The organism is Aestuariicoccus sp. MJ-SS9 (genome assembly GCF_032586235.1).
GTDB lineage: Bacteria > Pseudomonadota > Alphaproteobacteria > Rhodobacterales > Rhodobacteraceae > Aestuariicoccus.
Genome location: NZ_JAWHTD010000005.1, coordinates 99,204 through 125,421, shown reverse-complemented (window position 1 = coordinate 125,421; position 26,218 = coordinate 99,204). Strand labels below are relative to the sequence as shown.

The following is a 26,218-nucleotide window of genomic DNA, read 5'->3' as shown; positions in this document are numbered from 1 at the left end:
AAGGCTGGTCTTGCCCGGTGGCAAAGGCTAGACAGTTCCAAAGCATAGCGTGGGGACGCAAATGGCTGGCATCGAACCGCAGCCCGGCATCATGGACATCTCGCTTTATGTCGGTGGGAAGTCGCATGTCGAGGGCGTGTCGAACATCATCAAGCTGAGCTCGAACGAGAATCCGTTCGGGCCGTCGCCTGCCGCGCAGGAGGCGGTGAAGCGGTCGGTGCACGAGCTGCACCGCTATCCCTCGACCGACCATGCCGCGCTGCGCAAGGCCATCGCCGAGGTGCACGGGCTGGACGCCGAGCGCATCATCTGCGGCGTCGGCAGCGACGAGATTCTGGCGTTTCTGAACCAGGCCTATGCCGGGCCAGGCGACGAGGTGATCCATACCGAACACGGTTTTGCGCTCTACCGCATCGGCGCGCTGGCCGCCGGGGCCACGCCCGTCGAGGTGCGCGAACGCGAAAGGGTGACCGATGTGGACGCCATCCTGGAGGCCTGCACCGACAAGACGCGGCTGGTCTTCATCGCCAACCCCAACAACCCGACCGGAACCATGATCGGCCTGGCCGAGATCACGCGGCTGGCCGAAAGCCTGCCGGAGCAGACGCTGCTGGTGTTGGACGGGGCCTATGCGGAATTCGTCGAAGGCTATGACGGCGGCGCGGCGCTGGTTGAGGAACGCGAGAATGTCGTGATGACGCGGACCTTCTCCAAGCTTTACGGGCTGGGCGGGCTGCGCGTCGGCTGGGGTTATGGACCGCGGCATGTGATCGACGTGCTCAACCGCGTCCGGGGGCCGTTCAACCTCTCGGGCACTGCGCTGGCGGCGGCCGAGGCGGCGGTCCGCGACATTGCCTATTCCGAGAAATGCCGCGCCGAGAACACCCGCCTCAGAGCCTGGCTGGCCGAGGCGCTGGCCGAGCATGGCGTGCCGTCCGACGCATCGACGGCGAATTTCGTGCTGGCGCGGTTCGGGTCGCAGGACGAGGCCGAGGCCTGCGACACCTACCTGCAAAGCCAAGGGATCATCGTGCGGCGGGTCGCGGGCTACAAGCTGCCCGCGGCGCTGCGGATCACGGTCGGCGACGAGGCCAGCTGCCGCCGCGTGGCCCATTGCATCGGCCTGTTCAAGGCGGGGGCAAGATGATCTACCAGCGGGTCGCTCTGATCGGGCTCGGTCTGATCGCGTCGTCGATGTTCTGGGCGATGAAGCGCCGCGGCGTGGCGGGCCATGTCACCGGCTATGCCCGCTCGGCCGAGACGCGGGAAACCGCGCGGCGCATCGGGCTCTGCGACACGGTGTGCGACAGGCTGGCGGATGCGGTCAGGGATGCCGATCTGGTGGTTCTGGCGGTGCCCGTCGGCGCGATGGAGGTGGTGGCGCGCGAGATCGCGCCCCATCTCAAGCCCGGCGCGACACTGACCGATGTGGGCTCGGTCAAGCAATCGGTGATCGACGCGGTCGGCCCGCATGTGCCAGAGGGCGTGCATTTCGTGCCCGCGCATCCGATGGCGGGGACCGAGCATTCCGGCCCGGAATCGGGTTTTGCCACGCTCTTCGACAACCGCTGGACGCTGATCGTACCCGAAGGCGCCGACGAGGACGCGGTTGCGCGGCTCGAGGCCTATTGGCAGGCGCTCGGGGCCAATACCGAACGGATGGACGTGGCCCATCACGATCTGGTCTGCGCCGTGGTCAGCCATATCCCGCACCTCATCGCCTATACGATGGTCGGCGTCGCCGACGATCTGGGCCGCGTGTCGGATCAGGAGGTGGTCAAGTTCTCGGCTGCGGGCTTTCGCGATTTCACCCGGATTGCGGCCAGCGATCCGACCATGTGGCGCGACGTCTTCCTGACCAACAAGGAGGCGACGATTGAGATCCTCGGCCGGTTTACCGAAGAGCTTTTTGCGTTGCAGCGGGCGATCCGGCAGGGCGACGGCGATCACCTTTTCGACTATTTCACCCGGACCCGCGCGATCCGCCGCGGCATCATCGAGGCGGGTCAGGACACCGACGAGCCAAATTTCGGACGCGGAAAGGCGGCGGGATGATGCGGTTTGTCCTGAACCTGATCGTGCTTTGCGTCATCGGGTCCGCCAGCCTCGCCAAGGCGCCGGACAGCAGCCTGCGCCCGGTGCCGCGCGGTACGGTCGAAATTCAAGACGAGGCGCCCGCGCTGGCGCAGGTGCGCCCCGCGGCGCGCCCTGCGGTGCTCGAGGCAGCGCTGGCCGAAAGCCTGGCGCGGCAGCTCCGTGTCGAGGCGCGGCCCGGTTTCGCGCCTGAACCGGCCGAGGTGGCCGAAACCCGCGCTCTGGCCTTCGCCGCAATGTCGCCGCAGGCCACCCGCCTGTCGCTGCGTCCCGCCCTGCGCCCCGGCGCGATTGTCGAAAAGGCCATGGCCCGGCAACGCGAACGCCGCCGCGGCGCGGTCTGCGGCGACCGGGATATCCAGGGCGAACATGTGGGCTTTGTTCCCGGCCGCATTCGCGGCTGCGGGATCGACGATGCGGTCAGGGTCCGTTCGGTCAACGGCATCCCCCTCAGCCAGCAGGCGCTGGTCGACTGCCGTACCGCGAAGGCGCTGAAGACCTGGGTGGACAAGGGGCTCAAGCGCAGCATCGGCCGCAGGGGCGGCGGTGTCGCACGGATCGAGGTCGCCGCGCATTACGCCTGCCGCACGCGCAACAACCAGCCCGGCGGCAAGATCAGCGAACACGGCCGCGGCCGCGCGATCGACATCTCGGCGGTGGTTCTGAAAAACGGTCAGCGGATCACGGTGCTGACCGATTGGGACCGGGGCCGCAACGGCCGGGCGCTGCGCCAGATGCACCGCGCCGCCTGCGGGCCGTTCGGCACGGTGCTGGGGCCAGACTCGGACCGCTTTCACCGCGATCACTTCCATTTCGACACCGCCCGCTACCGCAGCGGCGCCTACTGCCGGTAGATCGATGAAATTGCGGCTGCATCACATCAACCTCGCCACCGACAACGTCGACAGGATGGATGCGTTTTACCGCGACGTGCTGGGGTTAAGAACCGAAACCAGCGGCCTGCCGGTGCTGGAGAAGAACAAGGGCTACGCCGGCGACGTGGCCTTCGTGACGGATGGCGCGATCCAGACCCATATCGCGGAAAAGGACGTGCAGGCGGGGTTCCGTGCCGGGCAGATCGTGAACCCGGTGGCACGGGGGCACATCGCCTATCGCACCGACGATCTGAACGGCTTCATCGCCCATCTCGAGGCGCGGGGCGTGCCCTATTCCAACTGGGAACATGCCGCCGTGGCGGGCTGGCGGCAGATCTTTTTCTACGATCCGGACGGCAACGTGATCGAGGTGCACGAAGTCTCCGACGATCCCTGACCGCGCAACACGGCCCCGGACCTGATCCGGGGCTTTCCTGTCGGCCCTATCCCGATCCGATCAGCACGCCCGCCGCAAAGACCAGCGCGCCGCCCAGCACAACCTGAAACGCGGCGCGGAAGAACGGCGTTTCCATATAGCGGTTCTGGATCCAGGCGATGGCCCAAAGCTCGACGAAGACGATGATGCAGGCGATGATCGTGGCGGTCCAGAAATCCGGGATCAGGTAGGGCAGGGCGTGGCCCAGCCCGCCGACCGTCGTCATCACGCCCGAGGCCACGCCGCGCTTGACCGGCGATCCACGACCCGAAAGCTGACCGTCGTCCGACGCCGCCTCGGTGAACCCCATCGAGATCCCCGCCCCGACAGAGGCCGCCAGACCCACAAGGAACGTCGTCCAGGTGTCCTGCGTGGCAAAGGCGGTGGCGAATATCGGCGCCAGCGTCGACACCGACCCGTCCATCAGCCCCGCAAGCCCCGGCTGCACCCAGGTCAGCACGAACTGGCGGTGCGCGCTGCGTTCCTCGGCATCGCGGGTCTCTTCGTCCAGATGCTCGGCGGTCAATTCGTCGGCCAGGGTCTGATGCCCGGCCTCGGCTGACGCCAGGTCGCCCAGCAGCTTGCGGGTTGCTGCGTCGGAACTGCGTTTCGCGGCCTCGAGGTAGAACCGCTCGGCGTCGCGCTCCATGCCCTCGGCCTCTTCGCGGATCCGCTCAAGCCCGAGGTTCTGCACCAGCCAGACCGGTCGCCGGGCATAATAGCCCGCCACATGTTCGCGCCGGATCAGCGGGATCACGTCGCCGAACCGCCGGGTGAAAAGGTCGATCAGAGCCTTGCGGTGGGTGTCCTCCTCGGCGGCCATGCCTTCGAAAATGCGGGCCGAGCTTGGATAATCGGCGTGCAGCATTTCGGCGTAGCTGCGGTAGATGCGGGCGTCGTCCTCTTCCGAGGAAATCGCCAGCGCCAGGACCTCTTTCTCGCTGAGGTCGCGGAAATGGCGGCGTTGCGTGAAAAACTGCATCGGGCATACCCTTTTTAGAACGGTTCTAATCTAGCAATCTGGCCCGCGCCTTCAATCCCGAAAAATGAACTGACCGGTTTATTTTCTTGTAATCTGAACTGAATAGTTTAGACGGATGGCACGACGAAAGGACCTGTCCCGATGAAATCGCTGCTCTTGCCCCTTTCCAAGCCTGCAACCGCCAGCGCGGGGCCGGTGAGACGCGCGTCGCTTGCCCGAACTGAACTGTCCGGTCTATACTGGCGCGGGGCAGGGGAAGGGCGTCAATGACAAGCGAGGCCGCGGTCGTCCGTAAAGGGCGCAAGTTCGATCAGGTGCTGGAAGGCGCGCGCGAAATCTTTATGCGCGACGGGTTCGAAGGCGCCAGCGTCGATGATATCGCGCGCGCCGCCGGCGTGTCCAAGGCCACGCTTTACAGTTATTTTCCCGACAAGCGGCTCTTGTTCATGGAGGTGGCCTCGGCCCAATGCGCCCGCCAGGCGGACGAGGCGCTGATGACCATCGACCTGACCAATCCGCCGCGCCAGGTCTTGCGACAGGTCGCCAAGACCTTCCTGGGGTTCATTTTCTCGGATCTGGGGCAGCGGATTTTCCGGGTCTGCGTCGCCGAATCCGACCGCTTCCCCGACCTTGGCCGGAAGTTCTACAACAGCGGCCCGATGACCATGCGGCGTGCCGTGGTCGGATACCTTCAGGCCAGCGTGACCCGGGGCGAGCTGAGGATCGACGATTTCGACCTCGCGGCGGATCAGTTCGCCGAACTGTGCAAGGCCGATTTGTGGCCCAAGCTGCTCTTTGGGCTGCGCGACAGTTTCACCGAGGACGAGATCGACCGCGTCGTCGACGGCGCCATAGAAACGTTCATGGCCCGCTACGAGGCGTAGATTTCCGGAATCAGCCGCGACAGGCGTTTCATTTCCTCGTGGCATTGGTCCATGTCCCAGCCAGCGCCGTCGGCGCCCACGCGCACCGCGATTTCCGGTTCGACCTTGGCGATGTAGCCGCCCACGAAGATCAGCAGCTTGGGCGCGGCCAGCCGCAATTCCACCACCACGCGTGTCAGCGCGCGCACGCGCTCGACGCTGGTCGCCGAGAGCCCGACAATGGGATAGCCGCCCGAGCGGACCAATTGCGCCAGCTGCGCCTCGGATTGGCCGATCCGCAGGTCGATGTCCCATTGCCGTTCGCGAAACATATCGGCGGCCATGGTGACGCCCAGAATGTGCTGCTCGCCCGGCACGCTCGCGAAAAGCGCGCTGCGGTCGCTGCGCGGCGTCACCGGCGGGGCCAGATCGCGCAGATCCCGCAGCAGGTGCAGCATCCGCCCGCCGGCGACCGACACGTCGCGAAAGCTGATCGTGTCCTCCTCCCACATCTCGCCCAGCCGTTTGGCGGCGGCGGCGATGTAGAACAGGCAAAGCTCTTCATGGCTGGCGCCCTGTGCGTGGGCGTCGAGGATGATGTGCCGGGCCACCGCCGGTTCCTGCCCCAGCAGTGCGTCGCATAAGGCGTCGATATCCGGCGGTTGCCGCACCGGCGCCAAGGGGGTGCGCGCGCGCCCGCTGTCCTGCGCCCAGCGGGACAGCCTGACGATCACCTCCTGCGCCATCACTATCAGCGCGCCCTCGGACAGGCCGGTATGGCCTTGGCCATGTGCGTCGTTGTCATAAGCGCGGACGGGTTTCGGTGTGTCGATCAACTTGAACGATCCTAACGCGCGACGCCCAGCGGCCTTTGGCCGCCGGAGCTTCGAATCCCTCTCGCGCTTTCAGGGTGCGAGGTCTCTACAAGAAAGTATATACGACCAAAGGCGCATATCGCGTCAAGCGTGTTGTTAACGCGCCCAACGCTCTTTTTGCGGGATCATCGTCTGGCAGAGGTCAATCGACCCGGCGCACCAGCAGCTGGTTGCCCGGCCCGCGCTTGGTCTCGAACACCTTCATGTCCGCGACCAGATCGCTCAGTTTGCGCTTGCCATAGGTGCGGGTGTCGAAATCTGGATTGGCGGCGGTGATGAACTGGCCCAACTGGCCCAAAGTGTACCAGTCGTCTTCCTGCTCGATCGCGTCCATCGCCTTGAAAATCAGGTTGCGCGCCTCGTCGAGGTTTCGGCCCTTGGCACGGGTCTCGGGGCCCTTCGCCCCGACCTCGACCGCGCCGCCGAGGTTCTCGAGAAAGATGAACCGTTTGCAGGCCTTGCGGAAGGCGTCGGGCGTCTTTTGCATTCCCATGCCAAAGACATCGAGCCCCTGTTCCCGGATCCGGCTGGCCAGACGCGTGAAATCGCTGTCCGACGACACCAGCACAAAGCCGTCGAAACGCCCCGAATGCATCAGGTCCATCGCGTCGATCACCAGCGCGATGTCGCTGGCGTTCTTGCCGACGGTGTTCGCAGGCTGATGGTGCGGCACCAGCCCGAACTCGGCCTGCACCTTGGACCATCCCGACATCTGCTGGCTGGAAAAGTCGCCATAGCAGCGCCGGACGCTGGCCTCGCCCAGGCTCGCGATCTCGTCAAAGATCGCCTTGGTGTATTTCGGAGAGGTGTTGTCGGCGTCGATCAGGACGGCAAGAAGCTTGGTATCGGACATGGGTGATATGTGGACGCTAACACAGACGGGCGCAATAGCGTCCGGACATATCGTTGCGGCAAAGAGCCGGTCATCCGGCGTCGCCGAAATGCGCGAGGGCGGCGCGGGCGACCTCATCGCCCCATTCCTGCACGAAATGCCCAGCCTCTTCGACGATCATCGGTTCCGGGCAGTTGCGGATGATCTTGCGCAGCTCTGACATTACCGGCACCCCCAGCACGGGATCCTGCGCGCCGATGGCCATAAAGCTTTCGCCCTGCCAATCCTCGCTCCAGAACTGCCGGGCGCGTTTTGCGATTTCGATGCCCTCCATCCCGGGCTCGATCATCACCAGCTGCGGAAACCGCCGCACGCCGGCCTTGTAGCGCCGATCGGGGAAGGGCGCGTTATAGGCCTGCGCCTCGGCCTCGCTCAGATGCGGGCAGGAGCGTTTCATCAACGCGCCGCAATCCATGTCGGGCCGGCTGGCGACGTAATCCCTCCAGGCCCGAAACCCGTCGCCCAGGCTGTCGCCCACCGGAATGGCCGTGTTCATGACGATCAGTCGGGCAAACCGCTCGGGCATCTCCATCGGCAGGGTCAGCCCCAGAATGCCGCCCCAATCCTGCACCACCAGCGTGACGTTGCGCAGGTTCAGCCTTTCGATCAGGGCCAGCATCATGTTGCGGTGAAAGCCAAAGCCATAGACCGCATCGTCGGTGGGCTTGTCGGATCGCCCGAAGCCCAGCCAATCCGGCACCACCACCCGCGCGCCGGATCCGGCAAAGACGGGGATCATGCGGCGGTAGAGATAGGCCCAGGTCGGCTCGCCCGGCAGGCAGAGGAAGGTGCGCGGCGCGTCCCGCGGACCCTCGTCTAGGTAATGCACCCGCAGCCCCTCATAGCCGGTCAGGTCATCAACGTAATGCGGGGCGAAGGCGTACTCGGGCAGGTCCGCGAACCTGTCGTCCGGAGTTCTCACTACGTCCATCGTCGGTTCCTCCGCGCCAAGCCATGCTTTGGCAAGCATGTCGCGTCAGGCCGCGGCTGGCAATCCTGCGCCGGGTCTCTAAAGCGCGCGGTACATGACCAGCGCGTCGACAAAGCCTTCGCGCGGATGTTTGAACGCGCCCGGCAAACGTCCGACCACGTCGAACCCGGCCTTCTCCCAGGTGGCGATGGCGCGGGTGTTGGTGGCGACGACAAAGTTGAACTGCATGGCCCGGAACCCGGCGTCCCGCGCGCTGTCCAGCGCATGGGCCAGCATGGCCCGCGCGACGCCTTTGCCGCGCGCCGCCTCAGCCGTCACAAAGCCGCAGTTGCAGACATGCGAACCGCCGCCCTTCTGATTGCGCACGAGGTAATAGCTGCCCAGAAGCGTGCCCGCCTCTTCCGCCACGAACACCCGTCGCTCGGCCCCGGTCCAGTAGGCCCGCGCCTCCTGCTCAGATATATCCGGGTCGATCGTATAGGTGTCGCCGGCGCGGAACACCGGCATAAGTATGGCTGTCAGCGCACCGGCGTCGGCCGGGTCGTAGGAGCGGATCGTCAGACCCGCCCCATTCATCTCAGCCCTCGGCAAATCGGGCTCCCCGAACCGTCAAAGGCTCAGTACTCCACCACGGCGCGGATCGATTCGCCCTTGTGCATCAGATCGAAGCCCTCGTTGATCTGATCCAGCGTCAGCTTGTGGGTGATCATCGGGTCGATCTCGATCTTGCCGTCCATGTACCAGTCGACGATCCGGGGCACGTCCGTGCGGCCGCGCGCGCCGCCAAAGGCGGTGCCGCGCCAGCTGCGTCCGGTGACCAGCTGGAAGGGCCGCGTGCTGATCTCGGCGCCCGCCGGGGCCACGCCGATAATGATCGATTCGCCCCAGCCCTTGTGCGCCGATTCCAGCGCCGCGCGCATCACCTGCACGTTGCCGGTGGCGTCAAAGGTGTAATCCGCGCCGCCCTTGGTCAGCTCGACCAGATGCGCGACCAGATCGCCCTCGACCTTCGAGGGGTTCACGAAATCGGTCATGCCGAAGTGGCGGCCCATCTCGGCCTTGGAGTCGTTCAGATCGACGCCGACGATCTGGTCCGCCCCGGCCAGCCGCAGGCCCTGGATCACGTTGAGCCCGATGCCGCCCAGCCCGAAGACGATCCCGCGGCTGCCGATCTCGACCTTGGCGGTGTTGATCACCGCACCGATGCCGGTGGTCACGCCGCAGCCGATGTAGCAGATCTTGTCGAAGGGCGCGTCCTTGCGCACCTTGGCCAGCGCGATTTCCGGCACGACGGTGTGATTGGCGAAGGTCGAACAGCCCATGTAATGATGGATCGGGGTCCCATCGACCATCGAGAACCGCGTCGATCCGTCCGGCAGCAGGCCCTGCCCCTGGGTCGACCGGATCGCCTGGCAGAGGTTGGTCTTGGGATGCAGGCAGTACTCGCACTCGCGGCACTCGGGCGTGTAGAGCGGGATCACGTGATCGCCCACCTCGAGGCTGGTCACGCCCTCGCCCACCTCGATCACGACGCCCGCGCCCTCGTGGCCCAGGATCGCTGGAAAGATGCCCTCGGGGTCGTCGCCCGAACGGGTGAATTCATCCGTATGACAGAGACCCGTGGCCTTGATCTCGACCAGAACCTCGCCCGCCTTGGGGCCCTCGAGGTTCACTTCCATGATTTCCAGCGGTTTGCCCGCTTCCAGTGCCACAGCCGCGCGTGTCCGCATGTCTCTCTCCCTCGTTGATGTCTGCCGCGAACTCTCGCACGCAAGCGAAGACGCCCGCAAGGGCGGATGAGCGGCCCGCCGTTTTCGGCCGCAACGCTCTACTTGTCGATGCGGTAGGTCTCGTGGCAGCTCGCACAGCTTTTGCCTAGGGCGCCCATCCCGCCACGCAGATCGTCCAGCGAGGCGACCTTCATCCCGCTCGCGGCGGTCTCCATCTGCTCCGCCGCGGCCACAAAGCCTTGCCAGTCGCTCCAGATGACGGGCAGCGCCTCGGATTTCGGATCCTGCGCCTGGGTTTCGAACGCGGTCGGAATGCGGGTCGCGTGGGCCTCGAGCGCCGCCCGTGCAACTTCGGCCTGCGCGGCGTCGAACGCCATCTTGCCCCGGGCCATGTCACCCAGCACGCCTGTCGCTTCCTTGACCTCGGTCATCAGCGCCATGCGCGCCTTGACGTCGGGATCCTTGACGCCGGAATGGGCAAAGGCTGCGGTGGCAAAGACCCCAACGGCCAGTGTCACCCAGATATTCAAACGCATGTCGTCTCCCTTGCGTTGTGGTTTGCCCTTTGACTGCCGCATCCACGCACCGGGGTAAACCGTCGGCGTCGCGGGACTCGACTCACCTTTTCGTGTGGAATAGAACAAAAAAAGAACAAAATGCTGCCTGTCCAATGCCCAACCGCCGTATCCTGTCCCTGTGGTTCCCGCGTCTGGGGGCCGAGCGGCTGATCCGCCGCGAGCCTCATCTCGCCGGTCAGCCGCTGGCGGTGGTGCGCGATACCGGCCAGATGCAGGTGCTGGCCGCGCTGTCGGATGCCGCCAGCCGTGCCGGGCTGCGCCCGGGCCAGCCTCTGCGCGACGCCCACGCCATGTGCGCCGATCTCATCACCCGCCTGCAGAACCCGCATCAGGAACGCGCCTTCCTGGGGGTGCTGCACCGCTGGGCGGGCAAGTTTTCGCCCTGGGTCGCCTCCGAGGAGCCGGATGCGCTGATCGTCGATCTGACCGGCTGCGCGCATCTCTTCGGCGGCGAAGAGCCGCTGGCCGCCCAGGTGGCGCAGGATTGCGCCGATCTGGGGCTGACCGTGCGCATCGGAATCGCCGATACGCTGGGCGCGGCCTGGGCGCTGGCGCGGTTCACCGATCAGGACGGCGGATCCCACCGCAGCGGCGACGCCATCGACCAGGAGGCGCGCGCCACCCGGTCCCGCGCCGGCAAGCGCCGGCATTGGGAACGCGGCGGCGCCGCCCCCGCCATCGCCGCCCCGCCCGGGCGCGTTGGCCGCATCGCGGCCCCCGGCCAGACCTACGGCGCGCTGTCGCCGCTCCCGGTCGCCGCGTTGCGGCTGGACGCGGCGACCACCGAACAGCTCTCCCGGCTGGGGTTGCGGCGTATCGGCGACCTGATGGGTCAGCCGCGCGCCGGGCTGGCGCGGCGGTTCGGGCGCGGGCTGGTGGACCGGCTGGATCAGGCCATGGGCAGCGCGCCCGAACCGGTGTCGCCCGCCGCCCCGCCTGACCGCTTCGCCACCCGGCTCAGCCTGCCCGATCCCATCGGGCTTGAATCCGACATCCTCGCCGCCATCGACCGGATGCTGCCGCCGCTCTGTGCCAGGATCGCGGGCAAGGGCCTGGGCATCCGGTCGCTCCGGCTTGAGGCCTATCGCACCGACGACACCATGCAATGGCTGACCGTCAGCCTGGCCCGCCCGGCGCAGGACCCCGAGCGCCTGCGCGCGCTGTTGATCATGAAAGTCAGCGATCTCGACGCCGGGTTCGGCATCGACATGCTGCGGCTCGAGGTGGTGCGGCACGAACCGGTCCACGCCCGCACCCGCGTCGGCCATATGGAGGCCGGGGCCAACGTGCGCGCGCGGCTCGACCGGTCGACCGCGATGGACGATCTGATCGGCCGTCTGGGTGCGCGCATCGGGCTCGAGGCGATCACCCGCCGCCACCCGGGCCAAAGCCACATTCCCGAGAAGGGCGCGCAGGTTCTGGCCGCCGCCTGGTCGGAACCGGCGGGCGACTGGCCCGCGCCGCCGGGGCCGCGCCCGCTGTTGCTGTGGCGGCCCGAACCGGTGATCGCCCCCGACATCCCGCGCCCGCCCGCCACGTTCCGCTGGCGCGGCCGCACGCTGGAAACACGCGGGGCAGAGGGCCCCGAGCGCATCGCGCCGGAATGGTGGCTGGACGATCCCGAATGGCGCAGCGGCCAGCGCGATTACTGGCGCATCGACACCGACCGGGGCGACCGGCTCTGGCTTTATTACGCCCATGGCGCGCTTCTGTCGTCGGGTTGGTTCTGCCACGGCGCCTTTGCCTGACGGCCCGGTTGCACCCGGCCGGGATTTGCGCAACAGAAGGCCAGACCACGGAGCCCGCACCAATGCACATCGTATCGCTCATCGCCCGTCCGGGCACGCTCGACCCCGCGCTGACAGAGGCGCTGCGCAACGCTTGGGGCGGCGGCGCGGTGCAATGGCTGTCGCCCGACGAAGCGGCGGAGTTTCCGCTGCACGCTCTGCCCGACACCGTCGCAACCGCCCGCGCCGACCTGGCGGCCAGCGGCGCCGATCTCAACATCCTGCCCGCCGCGAACCGCCGCAAGAAGATGCTGATCGCCGATATGGACAGCACCATGATCGAGCAGGAATGCATCGACGAGCTGGCCGAAATGGCCGGCGTCGGCGCGCAGGTCAAGGACATCACGGCCCGCGCCATGAACGGCGAGCTGGATTTCGAAGGCGCGCTTCGTGAACGCGTGGCGCTGCTGCGCGGCCTGCCCGAAGGGGTCATCGCCGAGGTTCTTGCCACCCGCATCACGCCGATGCCCGGTGGCCGCGATCTGCTGGCAACGATGAAGGCGCATGGGGCTTATTGCGTGCTGGTGTCGGGCGGCTTCACCGCCTTCACCCAGCGCATCGCCGATCTGCTGGGCTTTGACGAAAACCGCGCCAACACCTTGCTGGCGGCGGATGGTCTGCTGACCGGCGAGGTGGCCGAGCCGATCCTGGGCCGTGCCGCCAAGGTTGAGGCGCTCGAGTCGATCAGCGCGCAGCGCGGGTTGCAGCATTCCGACGTTTTGGCAGTCGGCGACGGGGCCAACGACCTGGGGATGCTGTCGCTCGCCGGGACCGGTGTGGCGCTGCACGCCAAGCCAAGCGTGCAGGCGCAATGCGATATCCGTGTCAACAACGGCGACCTGACCGCGCTGCTTTACCTGCAGGGCTACGCCAGGTCGGAGTTCGCCGCCACCGGCGCCTGACGCTCTTGTCCCGCGTGCCGGCGCTGCCAGAACGGCGCGTCGGGCCAGCGCGTCTCGGCGCGGTACATCCGTAGGGCGTCTTGCTCATACTTCGCGGCGATGCCCTGCATGTGGTCGTGGTAATCCGAAAACGACCCGATCGCGCCAGTTAGTCGCGCATCCACCTCGGTCGCGGCGGCGAGGGCCGAATAGAGCGCGTTGAAAAGCCCGCGCGACGACAGCGGATCAAGCGCCATCGCCGCGTCCCCCACCGCCAGCCAGCCGTCCCCCGCGACCTGCGGCAGGATCGCGCCGTGGGCCGGGACGATCTCGGGCGCGTCCTGGAAATCGGCGGTCCTCAGGCTGTCGCCAAAGGCCGGATGCGCCCGCGCCATACGCTCGACCCCGCCCCGCGCGCGCAGGTCTGGTGTCACCAGATCGGCATCGGTATGCAGCGCCAGAACGCGGCCTCCGAGCACCACGGCGGTATAGAGCCAGCCGCTCTCCACCGCCGCGACGGTCGAGAGCCCGGCATCGCGCGGCGACGCGTCGGCCCCCCGCAGCCAAAGCGCGACGATCCGGCCTTGACGCTCTGGCACGAGGCCCAACTGGCGCGCCACGGCGGCCTTGCGGCCCGTCGCGTCGACGACGATTCGCGCCGTTAACTCTTCGCCGCTGTCCAGTGTGATGGCCCACTGCCCACCGCGCCGGTGCAGCGCGCGGAGCGTCGGGCCAAAGCACGCCGTGGCCCCTCGCGACACGGCGGTCTGCCGCAACATGCGTTCGAAATCGACGCGGTCGATGTGCCAGCCGGGGCCGTCGGGATCGCGCAGGAAATCCGTGAACGCGAACGCGGGTCCGCCCCAGGCCGACCGGTTGCCGCGGTAGGCCAGGTATCCGCGCGCCGCGACGGCCCGCAGCAGGCCCATGTCCCGCAAGAGGCGGCGCGCGGCGGGGATCAGCGATTCGCCAATGCGCGGTGCGGGATCCTTGCGGGCGTCGACCAGCGTCACGCGCCAGCGTGGGGCCAGAAGCCCGGCCAGGGCAGCCCCGGCAGGGCCCGCCCCGATGATCGCCACGTCGATCATGGCGCGCGGTCAGCCCCCGGCGGGCTTGAGACGCCGAACTTTCTCGATCCCGCTCAGATCGGTCTTTGCGCCGCCGCCGACGCCACCGACCGGCGCGGCCTCGGCCCCCAGCCGCTCGGCGGTGCGGCCCGCGCTGGCGACGTTGGGCGCTTTCCAGTCCAGCTGTTTCTGGTCCGAGACCTGCAGCTCTTCGGGGAAGGGGCCGCCGGGACCCGTCTGTGGGGTGACCACGCCCATCTGGTCGAAATGGTGGATCATGTGGTTGATCTGGTGCGTGTAGGATTTATCGAGCCCCAGCGGCTCGAGCCAGTTGGCGCGGTTGGCGAAGGCCTGAATCCGCTCGGACAGCGGCGCATCCGGATCGTTGACGATTCCGGCGGCGGTTTCGCCCATGACCTCGTTCGGCACGCGGGCGGGCCAGAACGTCGGCAGGTAGGGATCGTAGGCCGGGTCATAGCCCGACCGGCACGACGCGGTGTCGGTCTGCCACGGCACCGCCATCCAGCGCGTGATCGACCCCGGCGACTGACCGCCGTTCAGCGGACCGTCGGGCAGGCTTGTGTCGTCGGTGCCAAGCTCGGCGCCATAGTTCGGCTCGGGGTTCCACGGCTTGCGGTGCTTGAGCCGGAAGGCCGACGCATACATCCCGGCATTGCGCATCGGCCAGGTCATCTCGCATCCCGGGTGGAAGGCGTCGGCCAGGCAGAATTCCATCGCGGCGCGGGTCAGCATGTCGGGCTGTTCGGCCTGGGCCACCTCGTCGATATGGCGCGGCGGCGCATAATCCGGGTCGTAATCGGCGTCGAAATTGCCGATCACCCATTGGTCCAGCATCCACAATTGCAGATCGCTCAGCGCTGCGTTCTGGCGCGGCGTGTCGGCGGCGGGGATGTTCATCGCGTCGCCGTAAAGCCAGGGCCAGGGCACCGCGGAATTGTTGTTGCGGTCCAGATTGCGGAAGTTGTTGGACAGCACGCGGCGGGTTTCGGTCATCGCCGGGCTGGGGTCGGCCAGCCGCGCCATCCATTCGGCGCTGGCAAAGTTGAACGGGCCGTTGTGGCCGAAGCCGCCAAAGAACCCCTGATTGACCCATTCCAGATGGGTCATCCGTTCGAATATCGGGCGGATGTCGTGCTGGAACGAGGGCCTTTCGGGCCGCGCCAGAAGGCCGGCGTTGATTGCGGTGTCGCGCATCAGGTCCCACATGGTGCGCACCGACTTGATCAGCGGCGCATAGTTGGGTGGGGCGCAGACCACCCAGGCCGGTTCGACCTTCAGCCGCGCGCCCTCGTAGGTCACATGGGCATGCACCGGCCCGTCCGAAGTGTCGTCGTGCCAGCCTTCGTTGTTAGCGAAGGTGATCGCGGGCGATCCGTCGTGGCTGGCCGAATGGCCGCGCCCGCCCAGCACGATCAGGCGGCCTTTTTCGTCGGTCTTGAGCTCGCCCAGATAGACCTTGGTGCCCAGGAACGCGCCATCGTCGAAGGCGGGGCCGTCGGCGTTGCAGCCGCTGATCTTCTGCCGGCTGGGCGCGATGGTCAGGGACGCGCGGTCGCCCACATCGGCGTTGCGTTGCAGGCTGGGGGGCGCGTCGGCGAATTCGGGAATGTCCATGGCCAGTTGGAACTGATACCAGCTGGATTTCTGGTTCGCGAGCTCGACCCGCCACTCGATCTGCGCATTCTCGGCGGTCAGCTCCTTAATCGGCGTGCCCTTGGCGTTGAGGCCATAGACGCGGAACCGCGCCGCCTCACGCAAGAGCCTACCCTGATCGTCGCGATAGGTCTTTTCGGGCAGCGGGTGGGTGACCTCGGGGCCGACGTAATAGCCATCGGGCGCGTTGCCCACGCGCATGACGCCGATCGGTGGGTAGATCGCCGCCGAGACGATGCAATCGTCGTCGGCCACCGGCGCGGGGGCGGGATCGCGTGCGCTGCGCGGTTCGTCCAGCGCGATGCCGTTGGCCTGCCGCCGCTGATCGGCGCTGCCCTGATAGACCACGCGCCGCGCCGCCGCGATGGAGCCCTGCGGTTCCTGAGACTCGGGCGTGCGCCAGATGTTGAAGGCCAGATGTTCGCCATAGCTGGCCTGCCCGCGCGCCTCGATATCCTGCTGTGGCAGGGTCAGCGTCGCCACCGTCTGCCACGGTCCCGACCAGCGTTCGGTCGCCTTGTCGAGCGGTTCGTCCCCCTGCCGTTCCTGGACCTGAAAGGCGAATTTCGCGTCCCCCTCGAGCAGGCGGCGCGACAGGTCCTCGGCCAGGTAATTCGTGTCGTTCACCGGCTCGCCCGGCGCGGCGTCGACCGGCACGATGCGGTATTTCACGAACCCCTCCCCCAGCGCGAAGGGCAGGGTGGACCAATACGAGGCGGTCAGGCAGGAGGCCTCGGCCTTTTCCATCTCGTTGAGGATATGCTGCACCTTGGGGTGGCGTTCGAGATAGGCCGGGTAATTGCCGTCGATCACGCCCGCGGTGGTGAATTCGCAGAATTCCTGCGCGTTATCGACGAAAAAGACATCGTGGTTCTACAGGATGAAATCCGCCGTCTCGGCGTCGCCCATCAGGGTGCCGCCGGTCACGCCGAACAGCTTGATCCCCACACCCATCGTGGTGTGCAGATCCGGCGAGGTCGGCTGCGTGTCCGACGAAAACCGCACCCAGGCGGGCAGTTTGCCAGTGGCAAACGTGCCGTGCCGGAAGGCGGGCGAAAGATCGGGCATGGGCTCCCACCAGCCATAGGCGACGCCGTGCTGTTTCAGGAACACCGTCCGCAGCGCCGGGTTCTGGCCGCGCGCGATGCGCTCGGCCTGGATCAGCCCGACGAACATCTCTTCCAGCCGCTCGGTGGATTTGGTGGCGCAGTCCCAGCACGTGACATCGTTGGCGGTGGGCGGGCCCAGGGGATCGGGGGAATGGGTCATCGAAACGTCCTTTGCGGATCAAAGTGACAAAAGCGCCGGGGCGCGGTGCCGGTCATATATTTTCTGGATGAAAAGGCCGGTGGGACGCTGGCGCAGCTCGGCATAGACCTTTTGCATGTAGGGCGGGCACATGGCGTGGTTGGGCAGCATCCCGTGATAGCCCTGCGCCAGGATCAGCGGCCCCATCCCGCTGGCAAGCGCCAGATCGGCAAAGGTCAGCCGGTCTCCAACAAGGTAGTCGCGCCCGTCCGCCAGCACCTTGTCGAAATGATCGAAGCCTTCGTAGATCGTCTGCAGCGCCTGATCGGACACTGTCTTGTTCAGCCCCAGCCCCTTGTACATCAGGTCGCGGATCAGCCCGAAGGCCAGAAAGCAGATCATCTTTTCGTACCAGGGCACATGCGTGGTCAGCGAGGGCCAGACCACCCGCTTGTATTTCAGCAGGTTGAAATACGACCAGAGCACCACCGCGTGGCCGGTGGTGCTGCGCGCGAATTTCTGGTGTGCCTCGACCTCTGCGGCGAGCGCGGGGTCCGAGGGGATGAGCTTTAGCTCGTCCGGCGCCTGCGCCTCGAGCAGGGGCAGTATCTTGTCGACGGTTGGCGTCTTGGTGTCGCCATCCACCAGCAGCGGGTAGTCGTCCTTGCCGAAGCCGTACCATTTCAGCGCCAGAACGTGGAACACCGGCGCATGCGGGCGCTCGATATAGCCTTGCTGGTAATGCTGCAGCAGCCAGCGGCCCAGGTCGACATCCGCCGAGGGCAGAAGCGTGATCAGATATGGTTTCGCCATGGCGTGCCCTTACGTGTCGAATTCAAGGTGGAAATGCTGCGGATGCGGGGTGCCGCCGCTGTCGATCTGCCCCGCCGGTCCGACGGCGCGGCGCAGGTTCTTTTGCGCGATGAGGGGCTTCAGGATCGCCGGGATCACCGCGCGGTTGATCTGCGCGCCGAAACAGGTGTGCATGCCGGTGCCCCAGATGATGTAATCCTCCCACCGGCGGTTGATGCGGAACTGGTCGGGGGCCTCGATCTCGTGCCGGTCGAACATCGCCGACAGGGTGGCGGCAAAGACGATCTGGCCTTTCTTCACCCGCAGCTCGCGCAGGGTCGAGGGCGCGATCACCGCATCGCGGGCGGCGCGGCGGTAGATCACCGGGTTGTGCGGGTTGAAACGCAGCGCCTCCCAGATGTGATTGGCGAATTTCTCGTCGTCGCCCTCCACGGCGGCGCGATGTGCGCTGCGGAGCATGTCGGGCCGGTTGAGAAGCTCGTCCAGAGCCAGGCAGCTGGCCTTGGAAATGGTCGGGATCGCGCCGATCAGCAGACCGAGCAGGTTGTTGCGGATGCCCAAATCGGACATCCCCGGCGTGTCCGCCGATTGCAGCGCAAGGCAGCGGTTCAGCAGATCGGGCGCACCGGTGGGCGCGCCCTTGCGCTCGGCGATGGCGCTGTCGAGATAGCCGCGCAGGGCGGCGGCATAGCTCATCGCCTTGGCGTCGAGGTCGGGGTCGGCGGGCAGGTCCTCGAAGAGATACCAAAAGAGTATCGTGGTCCAGTCCTGCATCGTCTCGCGGGTGCCGCCGACGCCGAAATAGCGGTCGGTCATGTCCCAGGGCACCTCGAGCGTGAGCGATGGCACGATGTCGATCTTGCCGCCGCTGGCGGCAACGATTTCCTGGGCGAGCGCGGCAGCGCGGGGCAGGACGATCTCAGCCACATCCGTGGTGCGCGCGGCCAGATGCATGGCCGAGGTGTCGCGGGTGTAATCCCAGCCCGGCTGCATCCCGAGAAAGAAGTTCTCGCCTTCGGTCAGCTTGCGCATCCGGGTGCCGTAGACCACCTCGAAATCCGCGTCGCGATGCAGCAGGTCGAGGCAATCCTCGCGCCTTGTGACGACGGCGGTGCCGGTGTTGTCATAGGCCTTCATCACCACGCGGTTGACGGCGAGGTTGGGCTTGAACGCCCTGAGCACCGAAAAGACGCGGCGCTGGGTCGGCACCTTTTGGGCAAAGGCCAGCAGGGCGGCCTTGCGGTCGCCCCCGGCCAGAATGATGGCTGCGCCCTTGCCGATCAGCCACAGCAGCGACGTCAGGCCTTCGCCCAGAACCGCCAGTGTGCGGCCGGTGGCGGTGAAGATATTCCCGATCAGGCCGATCATGCCTTTGCTCCTTCAAAATCTCCGGGCGCGCCGCCCGCCGGTTGCGCAACGCGGTCCCGGACCTGATCCGGGACCTCCCGGCCAAGAGGCCCCGGATCAGGTCCGGGGCTGCGTCGCGCGCGTGTCAGGTCGGGTCGACGATCCCCATTGCGATCATCCGCAGCGCGGTCATCGACGGGACGAAGAAATAATCGCCGCCCCGGCATTCGACGAAGGTCTTGAGCTTTGACATCACATAGGTCGGCTTGCCGGTGCTGGGGTCGGCGGGGATCGTGTGCCGTTTGTGATGGTCGTGATTGCCCAGCAGCGGGCAGGTGTTGTTGCCCTGATGAAAATCCAGCCCGTACTGGATCCACTGCTGCTGCACGAATTCGAACTGCCGGAACAGGCTGGTGCCCATGATGATCATGATCACCCCCTGTTCGGTCTTGTCGGTCTTTTCCTCCCACGCCGGGCCGCCGTAGGGCAGGCCCCGCCGCAGGATGCGGCGGCGTTTGTTCAGCGCCGTGGCGGCGTTCTTGTTGGCGGGCTGCGTGCCGGTCTTCTGGTCGACGCCGAAGGCGTTGAGCGGGTCCATGTAGTCGCGCGTGTTCACCCGCCGCAGATGCGCCCCGCCGGGGCATTTCAGCCCGGCCATATCATCGGCAAAGCGGAAATCCGACGCCTCGGGCGATGCGATATAGGTCAGCTGGTTCTTGTAGCCCTCCAGCGGCTCGACGCCCTCTCCGCGAAAGCGGCGTTCCTGGCCGAACTTGATCCATTCGTCATAGGTGGGCACCAGCGCCATCGGCACGCCGTCGGACCAGCGGCCGCACATGCTGGCCATCAGGGTTTCGCGCGCCTGCTCCTTGCCGACGCCCATGGTCGCGGCATATGCTTCGGCCTCTTCCTCGAGCACCTCGTTAAAGCTGCCGACGTTTTCGTGCAGCTTGCGGTAGGCGAAGAACGTGCCGTTGTGCATGAATTCCGGCGGCATCGACGTGGGCGGCAGTTCCTGGCTTTCGTCGGGGTGGCCGAGGATGAATTCGCCGGTCGCCAAAGGCTCCCACCCCTTGCCCATGCGCTTGCCGCGCCCGATCACGGCGACCTTTTCGGCCTCCTTGGGATATTGCCCTTCGAACACCGGGTTGCCGATGCCGTCGGTAAAGCCGAAATGCTCTTTCGGCGTTGGCACGACCGCGCCGTCCAGATCGTCGAACACCGCCGAGGCATCCTGATAGGGCTGGTCGCCCTTGGGGCCGTTGCGCGCCAGCAGCCGCACGCCCTTGTCGTCGCAAAGCCCCATCAGCCACTTGGTGCGTTCCTCAAGCTCGGGATGCGGGTTCATGCCGAAGGGCTCGGCCAGCTGGGCGTTCAGCGACACCCAGAGATGCACGTCGTTCTTGCCGCCCGATCCCGCCTCTCGGTTGTCCTGCCAGAGGGGATCCCATTTTGCGTCCCAATCTTCCTCTTCCGCCTCTTTCTGGGTTTGGGTCTGGTCGCGGTCGCCCAGCACGAAGGCGCGCGCCTTCATGCCTTCGGCGAAGACGTCCGGCATCCCCTGAAGCGTGCGCACCGGCAGTTCCAGCATCCACAGCCCCATGAAGGTGAAGGCGATGTTGGTGGTGCAGTCCGGCCGGGGCAGATCCTCGCCCCAGCGGGCGGCTGTGGTGACCTTCTTGCGGACCTCATCGACAAAGGCGCGACCGGCGGCCGGGTCCTCGATGTGGAAAAAGAAATAACGGGCGAAGGGAAAGGAGTAGCGGCCGTAGGCGCGCGTCACATTGCCCTGAATGTCGGTGAGGTTCAGCTCGCGTGTCATGGGGCCTTATGCCTTTTGATGAATGTTTTCGGGCTTGGCCGACGAAATCACGCCGGCTTTCTGGCGGGGCCCGGTGACGTCGGCGGGCGCGTGCTGCGCCAGGAAGTCGCCGAACGCGTTGTGCAGGTCGGCATCGGGTTTGCCCTGGGTGTCGACCACGAAATCCGCGAACTTCTGCTGGATGTAGAGCGCCTTGAGCACCGAGGGCAGGTCGTCGTACTTGCCCGGCGCCAATGGTTTTTCGCCGTTCTTGATGGCGAAGTTCACCGAAAAGACGAAGGCCACAACCGTCAGCACCAGCGCGATCAGCCCGGTCGCCAGCGATGGCCAGCCGACCAGCGGCAGGGTGCTCATCCCGAAGAGCCACAAAAGCAGCGACAGCAGCCCGACCGCCAGCGGGATCAGCACCGCCGCCAGAAGCGGCTTGAACGGCAGGATATGGAACTGCGGCAGCTTGAGGTAGTAATCGTGGTAGGGCATCGTCGTCTCGACGTGGCACCGATTGAGATAGGTGGCGAAATCGTCGGCCGTCTTGACGTCGTCGAACCCCACGCAATTGCCGTAGAGATCGGCCAGCTCTTCGCCCATCGTGTCCCAAAGCTCGCGCGCATAAGCGCTGCGCACCGCCTTCTGGCGCGAGGGCGACAGATCGGTCGGCAGCTTTTCGTGGTCCTCGGTGATGGCGTCGACATCGGCGCAGAACACCAGGTAGGGGTTCTTCAACTCGTCCACGTGCAGCGGGTTGATCGTGTTCACGCCTTTCACGGTGTTGACCAGCGCGCCCGAGCCGTCGCGCCCGTTGTAGACCACGTCGTTCAGCACGAACATACGGCAGAAGTGGTTGCGCAGGTTGCGCGCGAAGGGGCTGTTGAACTTCGAGTCCTCGGTTGCCGGCGATTGCTGCGCCGTGGGCAGCCGCGCCAGCGCGATGCGCACCTTCTGTTCATAGGAGGCGGCGGAATTGTCCGGCGGGACGCCCTGCTTGATCGGCGCGAGCGTGGTCAGGAAGATGTGCCCTGTATCAAGATCCGCCATGGTCGGCCCCCTTTGCGCTGCGCAGCTTCTGGAACTTCTTCTGGGCGCGGTTGACGTATTCCTCGCGGTTCACGTCGGCGCGTTCGGTGTCGAGGCTGGCCACGGGACCAAAGCCCGGATCGCCCAGATCGTCCTGCACCTTGATCACGGCTGCGCGGAACGCCTTGGCAAAGCCCTCGGGGTCCGATCCGCCATGCGCCTTGGTCAGCGCCAGCACCTCGTCATAGACCTGCAACGCCGATTTCACGTCGCGCTGGGCCGAGCCGGGGGTGGCGTTGTAATAGTAATCGGTGCCGATCTGGTTGTAGGTGATGTAATTCTTGAACGGCGTGATCGGGATCGAGCCGGGGTATTTCGTGGCCGAGTACCAAAAGAGGTTGAGCCCGTTCGGGATGCCGTCGGAAAAGGCGTCGATATACTGGTCCCAGGTGCCGTTGAAGTTGGAGCAGAACAGCATGTAGTCGTTCTGCACCTTCTCCTTGCCCTGGCCCAGATTGGGCCATTGATCGGGTTTGATGATGACCCACCGTGCAAAGTGGATCAGCGACAGGCCCAAAAGCCCCATCAGGTTCTTCGGCAGCCCCCGCGACGCCATAAAGAGCAGCCGATTGACCCAGGTGATCCGGGGGTGGCTTGGTGTCACCACATTCATGGCATAGGCCTTGCCAGCGATATTCGACATCGAAACCTCTCGTGCAGAAAATGCGTCATCGCCCGGGGGCGGGAAAAACTGCCTCTAGGGAAGCGCAGCGTAGCGGCGCGTGTCAATTGAAAATTCTATCAGCGGTAGAAATTCACGATCGATTTGTGCGTAAAAGGATATTCGCTCTTCACGCGGGCAAACAGAAAGTCGCGCAATGACAAGGCTTTGCGTGGTCGGTCGAAGACGCCCACAAGGCCGGCCTCGTGGTCAATCGGATGCCTCCCGCGTGGCCGCCTGAAAAATGTGCAGATCTGGGGCCGGTCAACGCGACCCGGCCAGGTTCAGGCCAATGCCGCTCAGAAACGCGGGTTTTCGTCGAAGAGCCTTGCGCCCTCCACCGCCGGCTGCCAGTTCAGCGCGGATTTCCGCCAGCATTCGAACCTGGGCACCAGGTCGCGGCGCTGGCGGACCGTGCCCAGCCGGACGTTGTAGAGCTTGGGTCCGTCCCCGACGCCTGTGGCGTAGATGCCGGACCCGCAGGTGCCGCAAAAGGCCTGGATGCGGCGGTTTCCGCTGTCGCCGGTCTTGACGTATTCCTGCGGCGTGCCCTTCAGCAGCCGGAAATCCTCGTCACGGACCATCGCGATGGTGCGGAAGGCAGAGGCCGACAGCGCCTGGCAATCGGTGCAGTGGCAGATGCCGACGCGTTCGGGATCAAGCTCTGCTTCGAAGACAATCGCGCCGCAGTGGCAGGTACCGTCGATCTTCATGTTGTCTCCTCCCGATGTCGCCTGCCGGTCTAGTGCGCCTCGGCCCAGTTTCGGCCCTGTCCGGCATCGACAACCAGCGGCACGTCGAGCTTGACCACCGGTTCGGCGGCCCCTTCCATCACCTCGCGGGCCGCGCCGATCAGGTCGTCGACCGCGCTGTTCTCGACCTCGAACAACAGTTCATCGTGGACCTGCAGCAGCATCTTCGCTGGCAGCCCGTCGATGGCGGCGGGCATGCGGATCATGGCGCGGCGGATGATGTCGGCGGCGGTGCCCTGAATGGGTGCGTTGATCGCGGCGCGCTTGGCAAAGCCCGCGCGCGGGCCCTTGGCGGCGATCTCGGGCGTGTGGATCACCCGACCGAACAGCGTCTCGACGCGCTTGTGGTCTTTCGCAAAGGCGGTGGTGTCGTCCATATAGGCCTTGATGCCGGGGAAACGCTCGAAATAGCGGTCGATGAAATCCTGCGCCTCGGCGCGCGGGATGCGCAGGTTGCGTGCCAGGCCAAAGCCCGAGATCCCGTAGATCACACCAAAGTTGATCGCCTTGGCCTTGCGCCGCACGTCCGGCGTCATCTCGTCGAGCGGCACGTTGAACATTTCCGACGCGGTCATGGCGTGGATGTCCTGCCCGTCGCGGAAGGCCTGTTTCAGCGCGTCGATCCCGGCCATATGCGCCAGGATGCGCAGCTCGATCTGGGAATAGTCGAGCGACACCAGCGTCTTGCCCTCTTCGGCGACAAAGGCCTCGCGGATGCGGCGGCCTTCCTCGGTGCGCACGGGGATGTTCTGCAGGTTCGGATCGGTCGAGGCCAGCCGCCCGGTGTTGGCCCCGGCGATTACGTAGGACGTATGCACCCGGCCGGTATCGGGGTTGATGTGCTCTTGCAGGGCGTCGGTATAGGTCGATTTCAGCTTCGAAAGCTGCCGCCAGTCCAGCACGCGGGCGGGGAGTTCGTGTTCGGTCGCCAGATCCTCGAGCACGTCCGCGCCGGTGGCATAGGCCCCGGTCTTGCCTTTCTTGCCGCCCTCGATCCCCATCTTGTCGAACAGGATCTCGCCCAGCTGCTTGGGCGATCCGACGTTGAATTTCTCCCCGGCCAGCTCGTGGATCTCGGCCTCGAGCCCGGCCATCTTCTGGGCAAAGGCGTTGGACATGCGGCTGAGCGTGTCGCGGTCGACCTTGATGCCGTTGCGCTCCATCTGCGCCAGCACCGGCACCAGCGGGCGTTCCAGCCCCTCGTAGACGCGGGTGACATGGGCGCGATGCAGCTGCGGCTTGAAAAGCTGTGACAGCCGCAGGGTGATGTCGGCGTCTTCGGCGGCGTATTTCACCGCGTCGTCGATAGGCACGCGGTCGAAGGTGATCATGCTCTTGCCGCTGCCCAGCAGCTCCTTGATCGGGATCGGCGTGTGGCTGAGGTAACGTTCCGACAGCGTGTCCATCCCGTGCCCGTGCAGGCCCGCGTTCATCGCGTAGGACATCAGCATGGTGTCGTCGATGGGCGCGATGTCGATGCCGTAGCGGGCCAGTACCTTGGCGTCGTATTTCATGTTCTGCCCGATCTTCATCACCGCCGGGTCCTCGAACAGCGGTTTCAGCGCCGCGATGGCGTCGTCGAGCGGGATTTGCCCCTCGGCCAGCGCGTCGTCGGCGCTGTCGGCAAAGAGGTCGTCCTTGGCGGCGGCACCGGCCTTGTGGGTCAGCGGGATGTAACAGGCCTCGCCCGCATCGACGCAGAGCGAGATGCCGACCAGATCGCAGGTCATTTCGTTGAGACCGGTGGTTTCGGTGTCGACCGCGATCCAGCCGCGTTCATGCGCCTTGGCGATCCAGTGTTGCAGGGCGTCCATATCGCGGACGCATTCGTACTTGGCCGGGTCGATGGGCGGGGCCTCGGGCGCGCCCGCCTCCGGCGGGTTGGCGCCTTCGGGCGTGGTGTCGGGAATCGCCGGCGCCTCGACCCCCAGCGCATCCGAGATGCGCTTGGTCAGGGTGCGGAACTCCATCTCGGTGAGAAAACCAAGGAGGGCGTCGGGCTCGGGGTCCTTGACCTCCAGATCGTCGAGCGTGAAATCGAGCGGCGTCTCGCAATCGAGGCTGACCAGTTTCTTGGACAGCTCGATCTGGGCGCGGTTGTCGATCAGGGTCTGGCGGCGCTTGGGCTGCTTGATCTCTTCGGCGCGGTCGAGCAATTCCTCGAGGCTGCCGTATTCGTTTATCAGAAGCGCGGCGGTCTTGATGCCGATGCCCGGCGCGCCGGGCACGTTGTCGACGGAATCGCCGGCCAGGGCCTGGACGTCCACCACGCGTTCCGGCCCGACGCCGAATTTCTCCTCGACCCCTTCGACGTCGATGATGCGGTTGGATTTCATCGCATCCATCATCACGACGCCGTCGCCGACGAGCTGCATCAGGTCCTTGTCGGAGCTGATGATGGTGACGCGGCCCCCGGCCTCGCGGGCCTGGCAAGAGAGGGTGGCGATGATGTCGTCGGCCTCGAAGCCCTCGAGCTCCTTGCAGGCGATGTTGAAGGCCTCCGTGGCGCGGCGGGTCAGCGGGATCTGCGGGCGCAGGTCCTCGGGCATTTCCTCGCGGTTGGCCTTGTACTGGTCGTAAAGGTCGTTGCGGAAGGTGTGGCTGCCCTTGTCGAAGATCACGGCGACATGGGTCGGGGCGTCGGGGCCGGAATTGCCGTCGATATAGCGCTGCAGCATGTTGCAAAAGCCGCTGACGGCGCCGATGGGCAGGCCGTCGGATTTGCGGGTGAGCGGCGGCAGCGCGTGATAGGCGCGGAAGATGAAGGCCGATCCGTCGATCAGATGCAGGTGGCAGCCTTTGCCGAAAGCCATGGCAGACGTTCCTTCGCTAATGG

General features: G+C 66.0%; 24 protein-coding genes. 7 read left to right on the top strand and 17 right to left on the bottom strand.

Going from position 1 to position 26,218, the window contains the following annotated elements; genetic code table 11:
- The first annotated feature begins 61 nt into the window (after positions 1-61).
- The 4 genes from hisC to RXV88_RS05765 are packed head-to-tail and all read left to right on the top strand — an operon-like array spanning position 62 to position 3,366.
- The gene (gene hisC / locus RXV88_RS05780; protein ID WP_316291156.1) at positions 62-1,147 is read left to right on the top strand and encodes a histidinol-phosphate transaminase; all 1,086 of its coding nucleotides are present in this window, start codon (positions 62-64) and stop codon (positions 1,145-1,147) included.
- On the top strand, positions 1,144-2,055 hold the full coding sequence (locus tag RXV88_RS05775) for a prephenate/arogenate dehydrogenase family protein (protein ID WP_316291155.1): 912 nt from the start codon (positions 1,144-1,146) through the stop codon (positions 2,053-2,055). The genes hisC and RXV88_RS05775 overlap by 4 nt, the downstream gene beginning before the upstream one ends.
- The gene (locus RXV88_RS05770) at positions 2,052-2,948 is read left to right on the top strand and encodes an extensin family protein (protein ID WP_316291154.1); all 897 of its coding nucleotides are present in this window, start codon (positions 2,052-2,054) and stop codon (positions 2,946-2,948) included. Before RXV88_RS05775 ends, RXV88_RS05770 begins: the two co-directional genes overlap by 4 nt.
- Positions 2,949-2,952: 4 nt before the next feature.
- Positions 2,953-3,366: a VOC family protein gene (locus RXV88_RS05765; protein ID WP_316291153.1), complete on the top strand. Its 414-nt coding sequence runs from the start codon at positions 2,953-2,955 to the stop codon at positions 3,364-3,366.
- 46 nt (positions 3,367-3,412) lie between these two features.
- Here the strand turns inward: RXV88_RS05765 and mbfA are convergent, their stop codons facing one another.
- Positions 3,413-4,387 carry an iron exporter MbfA gene (gene mbfA, locus RXV88_RS05760; RefSeq protein WP_316291152.1) on the bottom strand — a complete coding sequence of 325 codons (975 nt, stop codon included), beginning with the start codon at positions 4,385-4,387 and terminating at the stop codon, positions 3,413-3,415.
- 266 nt (positions 4,388-4,653) lie between these two features.
- On the opposite strand from mbfA, the gene RXV88_RS05755 reads away from it, so the two are divergent.
- A complete protein-coding gene (locus RXV88_RS05755; RefSeq protein WP_316291151.1) occupies positions 4,654-5,271 on the top strand; it encodes a TetR/AcrR family transcriptional regulator in 618 nt (205 codons plus the stop codon).
- Here RXV88_RS05755 and RXV88_RS05750 read toward each other — a convergent pair.
- From RXV88_RS05750 to RXV88_RS05725, 6 genes are all read right to left on the bottom strand, one after another.
- Positions 5,259-6,086 carry a cobalamin B12-binding domain-containing protein gene (locus tag RXV88_RS05750; protein ID WP_316291150.1) on the bottom strand — a complete coding sequence of 276 codons (828 nt, stop codon included), beginning with the start codon at positions 6,084-6,086 and terminating at the stop codon, positions 5,259-5,261. The genes RXV88_RS05755 and RXV88_RS05750 overlap by 13 nt on opposite strands.
- Before the next feature lie 181 nt (positions 6,087-6,267).
- The gene (locus tag RXV88_RS05745; protein ID WP_316291149.1) at positions 6,268-6,978 is read right to left on the bottom strand and encodes an NYN domain-containing protein; all 711 of its coding nucleotides are present in this window, start codon (positions 6,976-6,978) and stop codon (positions 6,268-6,270) included.
- Between the two features lie 70 nt (positions 6,979-7,048).
- Positions 7,049-7,948 (bottom strand): haloalkane dehalogenase, encoded by a 900-nt coding sequence (locus tag RXV88_RS05740; protein ID WP_316291148.1) that lies wholly within the window; start codon positions 7,946-7,948, stop codon positions 7,049-7,051.
- Between the two features lie 78 nt (positions 7,949-8,026).
- Positions 8,027-8,524: a GNAT family N-acetyltransferase gene (locus tag RXV88_RS05735; protein WP_316291147.1), complete on the bottom strand. Its 498-nt coding sequence runs from the start codon at positions 8,522-8,524 to the stop codon at positions 8,027-8,029.
- 41 nt (positions 8,525-8,565) lie between these two features.
- Positions 8,566-9,678, bottom strand: a complete 1,113-nt coding sequence (locus tag RXV88_RS05730) for an S-(hydroxymethyl)glutathione dehydrogenase/class III alcohol dehydrogenase (protein WP_316291146.1) — start codon at positions 9,676-9,678, stop codon at positions 8,566-8,568.
- 98 nt (positions 9,679-9,776) lie between these two features.
- A complete protein-coding gene (locus tag RXV88_RS05725; RefSeq protein WP_316291145.1) occupies positions 9,777-10,214 on the bottom strand; it encodes a cytochrome c in 438 nt (145 codons plus the stop codon).
- A gap of 134 nt (positions 10,215-10,348) precedes the next feature.
- Here RXV88_RS05725 and RXV88_RS05720 point away from each other — a divergent pair, with 134 nt between their 5' ends.
- Positions 10,349-12,004 (top strand): DUF6504 family protein, encoded by a 1,656-nt coding sequence (locus tag RXV88_RS05720; protein ID WP_316291144.1) that lies wholly within the window; start codon positions 10,349-10,351, stop codon positions 12,002-12,004.
- 62 nt (positions 12,005-12,066) lie between these two features.
- On the top strand, positions 12,067-12,945 hold the full coding sequence (serB, locus tag RXV88_RS05715) for a phosphoserine phosphatase SerB (RefSeq protein WP_316291143.1): 879 nt from the start codon (positions 12,067-12,069) through the stop codon (positions 12,943-12,945).
- Here the strand turns inward: serB and RXV88_RS05710 are convergent.
- The 10 genes from RXV88_RS05710 to polA form a co-directional block, all read right to left on the bottom strand.
- Positions 12,909-14,012, bottom strand: coding sequence for a tryptophan 7-halogenase (locus tag RXV88_RS05710; protein WP_316291142.1), 1,104 nt, complete (start codon positions 14,010-14,012; stop codon positions 12,909-12,911). The genes serB and RXV88_RS05710 overlap by 37 nt on opposite strands.
- Before the next feature lie 9 nt (positions 14,013-14,021).
- Complete coding sequence (locus RXV88_RS05705; RefSeq protein ID WP_316291141.1) at positions 14,022-16,478, bottom strand: LodA/GoxA family CTQ-dependent oxidase; 2,457 nt, start codon at positions 16,476-16,478, stop codon at positions 14,022-14,024.
- A gap of 60 nt (positions 16,479-16,538) precedes the next feature.
- On the bottom strand, positions 16,539-16,934 hold the full coding sequence (locus tag RXV88_RS05700) for a hypothetical protein (RefSeq protein WP_316291140.1): 396 nt from the start codon (positions 16,932-16,934) through the stop codon (positions 16,539-16,541).
- A gap of 18 nt (positions 16,935-16,952) precedes the next feature.
- Entirely contained in the window at positions 16,953-17,726 is a 774-nt protein-coding gene (locus RXV88_RS05695) for a glutathione binding-like protein (protein WP_316291139.1), read from the bottom strand.
- A gap of 9 nt (positions 17,727-17,735) precedes the next feature.
- The gene (locus tag RXV88_RS05690; RefSeq protein WP_316291138.1) at positions 17,736-19,094 is read right to left on the bottom strand and encodes a cytochrome P450; all 1,359 of its coding nucleotides are present in this window, start codon (positions 19,092-19,094) and stop codon (positions 17,736-17,738) included.
- Positions 19,095-19,218: 124 nt separating this feature from the next.
- Positions 19,219-20,895 carry a peroxidase gene (locus RXV88_RS05685; RefSeq protein ID WP_316291137.1) on the bottom strand — a complete coding sequence of 559 codons (1,677 nt, stop codon included), beginning with the start codon at positions 20,893-20,895 and terminating at the stop codon, positions 19,219-19,221.
- Between the two features lie 6 nt (positions 20,896-20,901).
- On the bottom strand, positions 20,902-21,930 hold the full coding sequence (locus RXV88_RS05680; RefSeq protein WP_316291136.1) for a hypothetical protein: 1,029 nt from the start codon (positions 21,928-21,930) through the stop codon (positions 20,902-20,904).
- Positions 21,917-22,612, bottom strand: coding sequence for a hypothetical protein (locus tag RXV88_RS05675; RefSeq protein ID WP_316291135.1), 696 nt, complete (start codon positions 22,610-22,612; stop codon positions 21,917-21,919). The genes RXV88_RS05680 and RXV88_RS05675 overlap by 14 nt, the downstream gene beginning before the upstream one ends.
- A gap of 317 nt (positions 22,613-22,929) precedes the next feature.
- On the bottom strand, positions 22,930-23,343 hold the full coding sequence (locus RXV88_RS05670) for a GFA family protein (protein WP_316291134.1): 414 nt from the start codon (positions 23,341-23,343) through the stop codon (positions 22,930-22,932).
- A gap of 29 nt (positions 23,344-23,372) precedes the next feature.
- Positions 23,373-26,195: a DNA polymerase I gene (gene polA / locus RXV88_RS05665; RefSeq protein ID WP_316291133.1), complete on the bottom strand. Its 2,823-nt coding sequence runs from the start codon at positions 26,193-26,195 to the stop codon at positions 23,373-23,375.
- Positions 26,196-26,218: the final 23 nt, after the last annotated feature.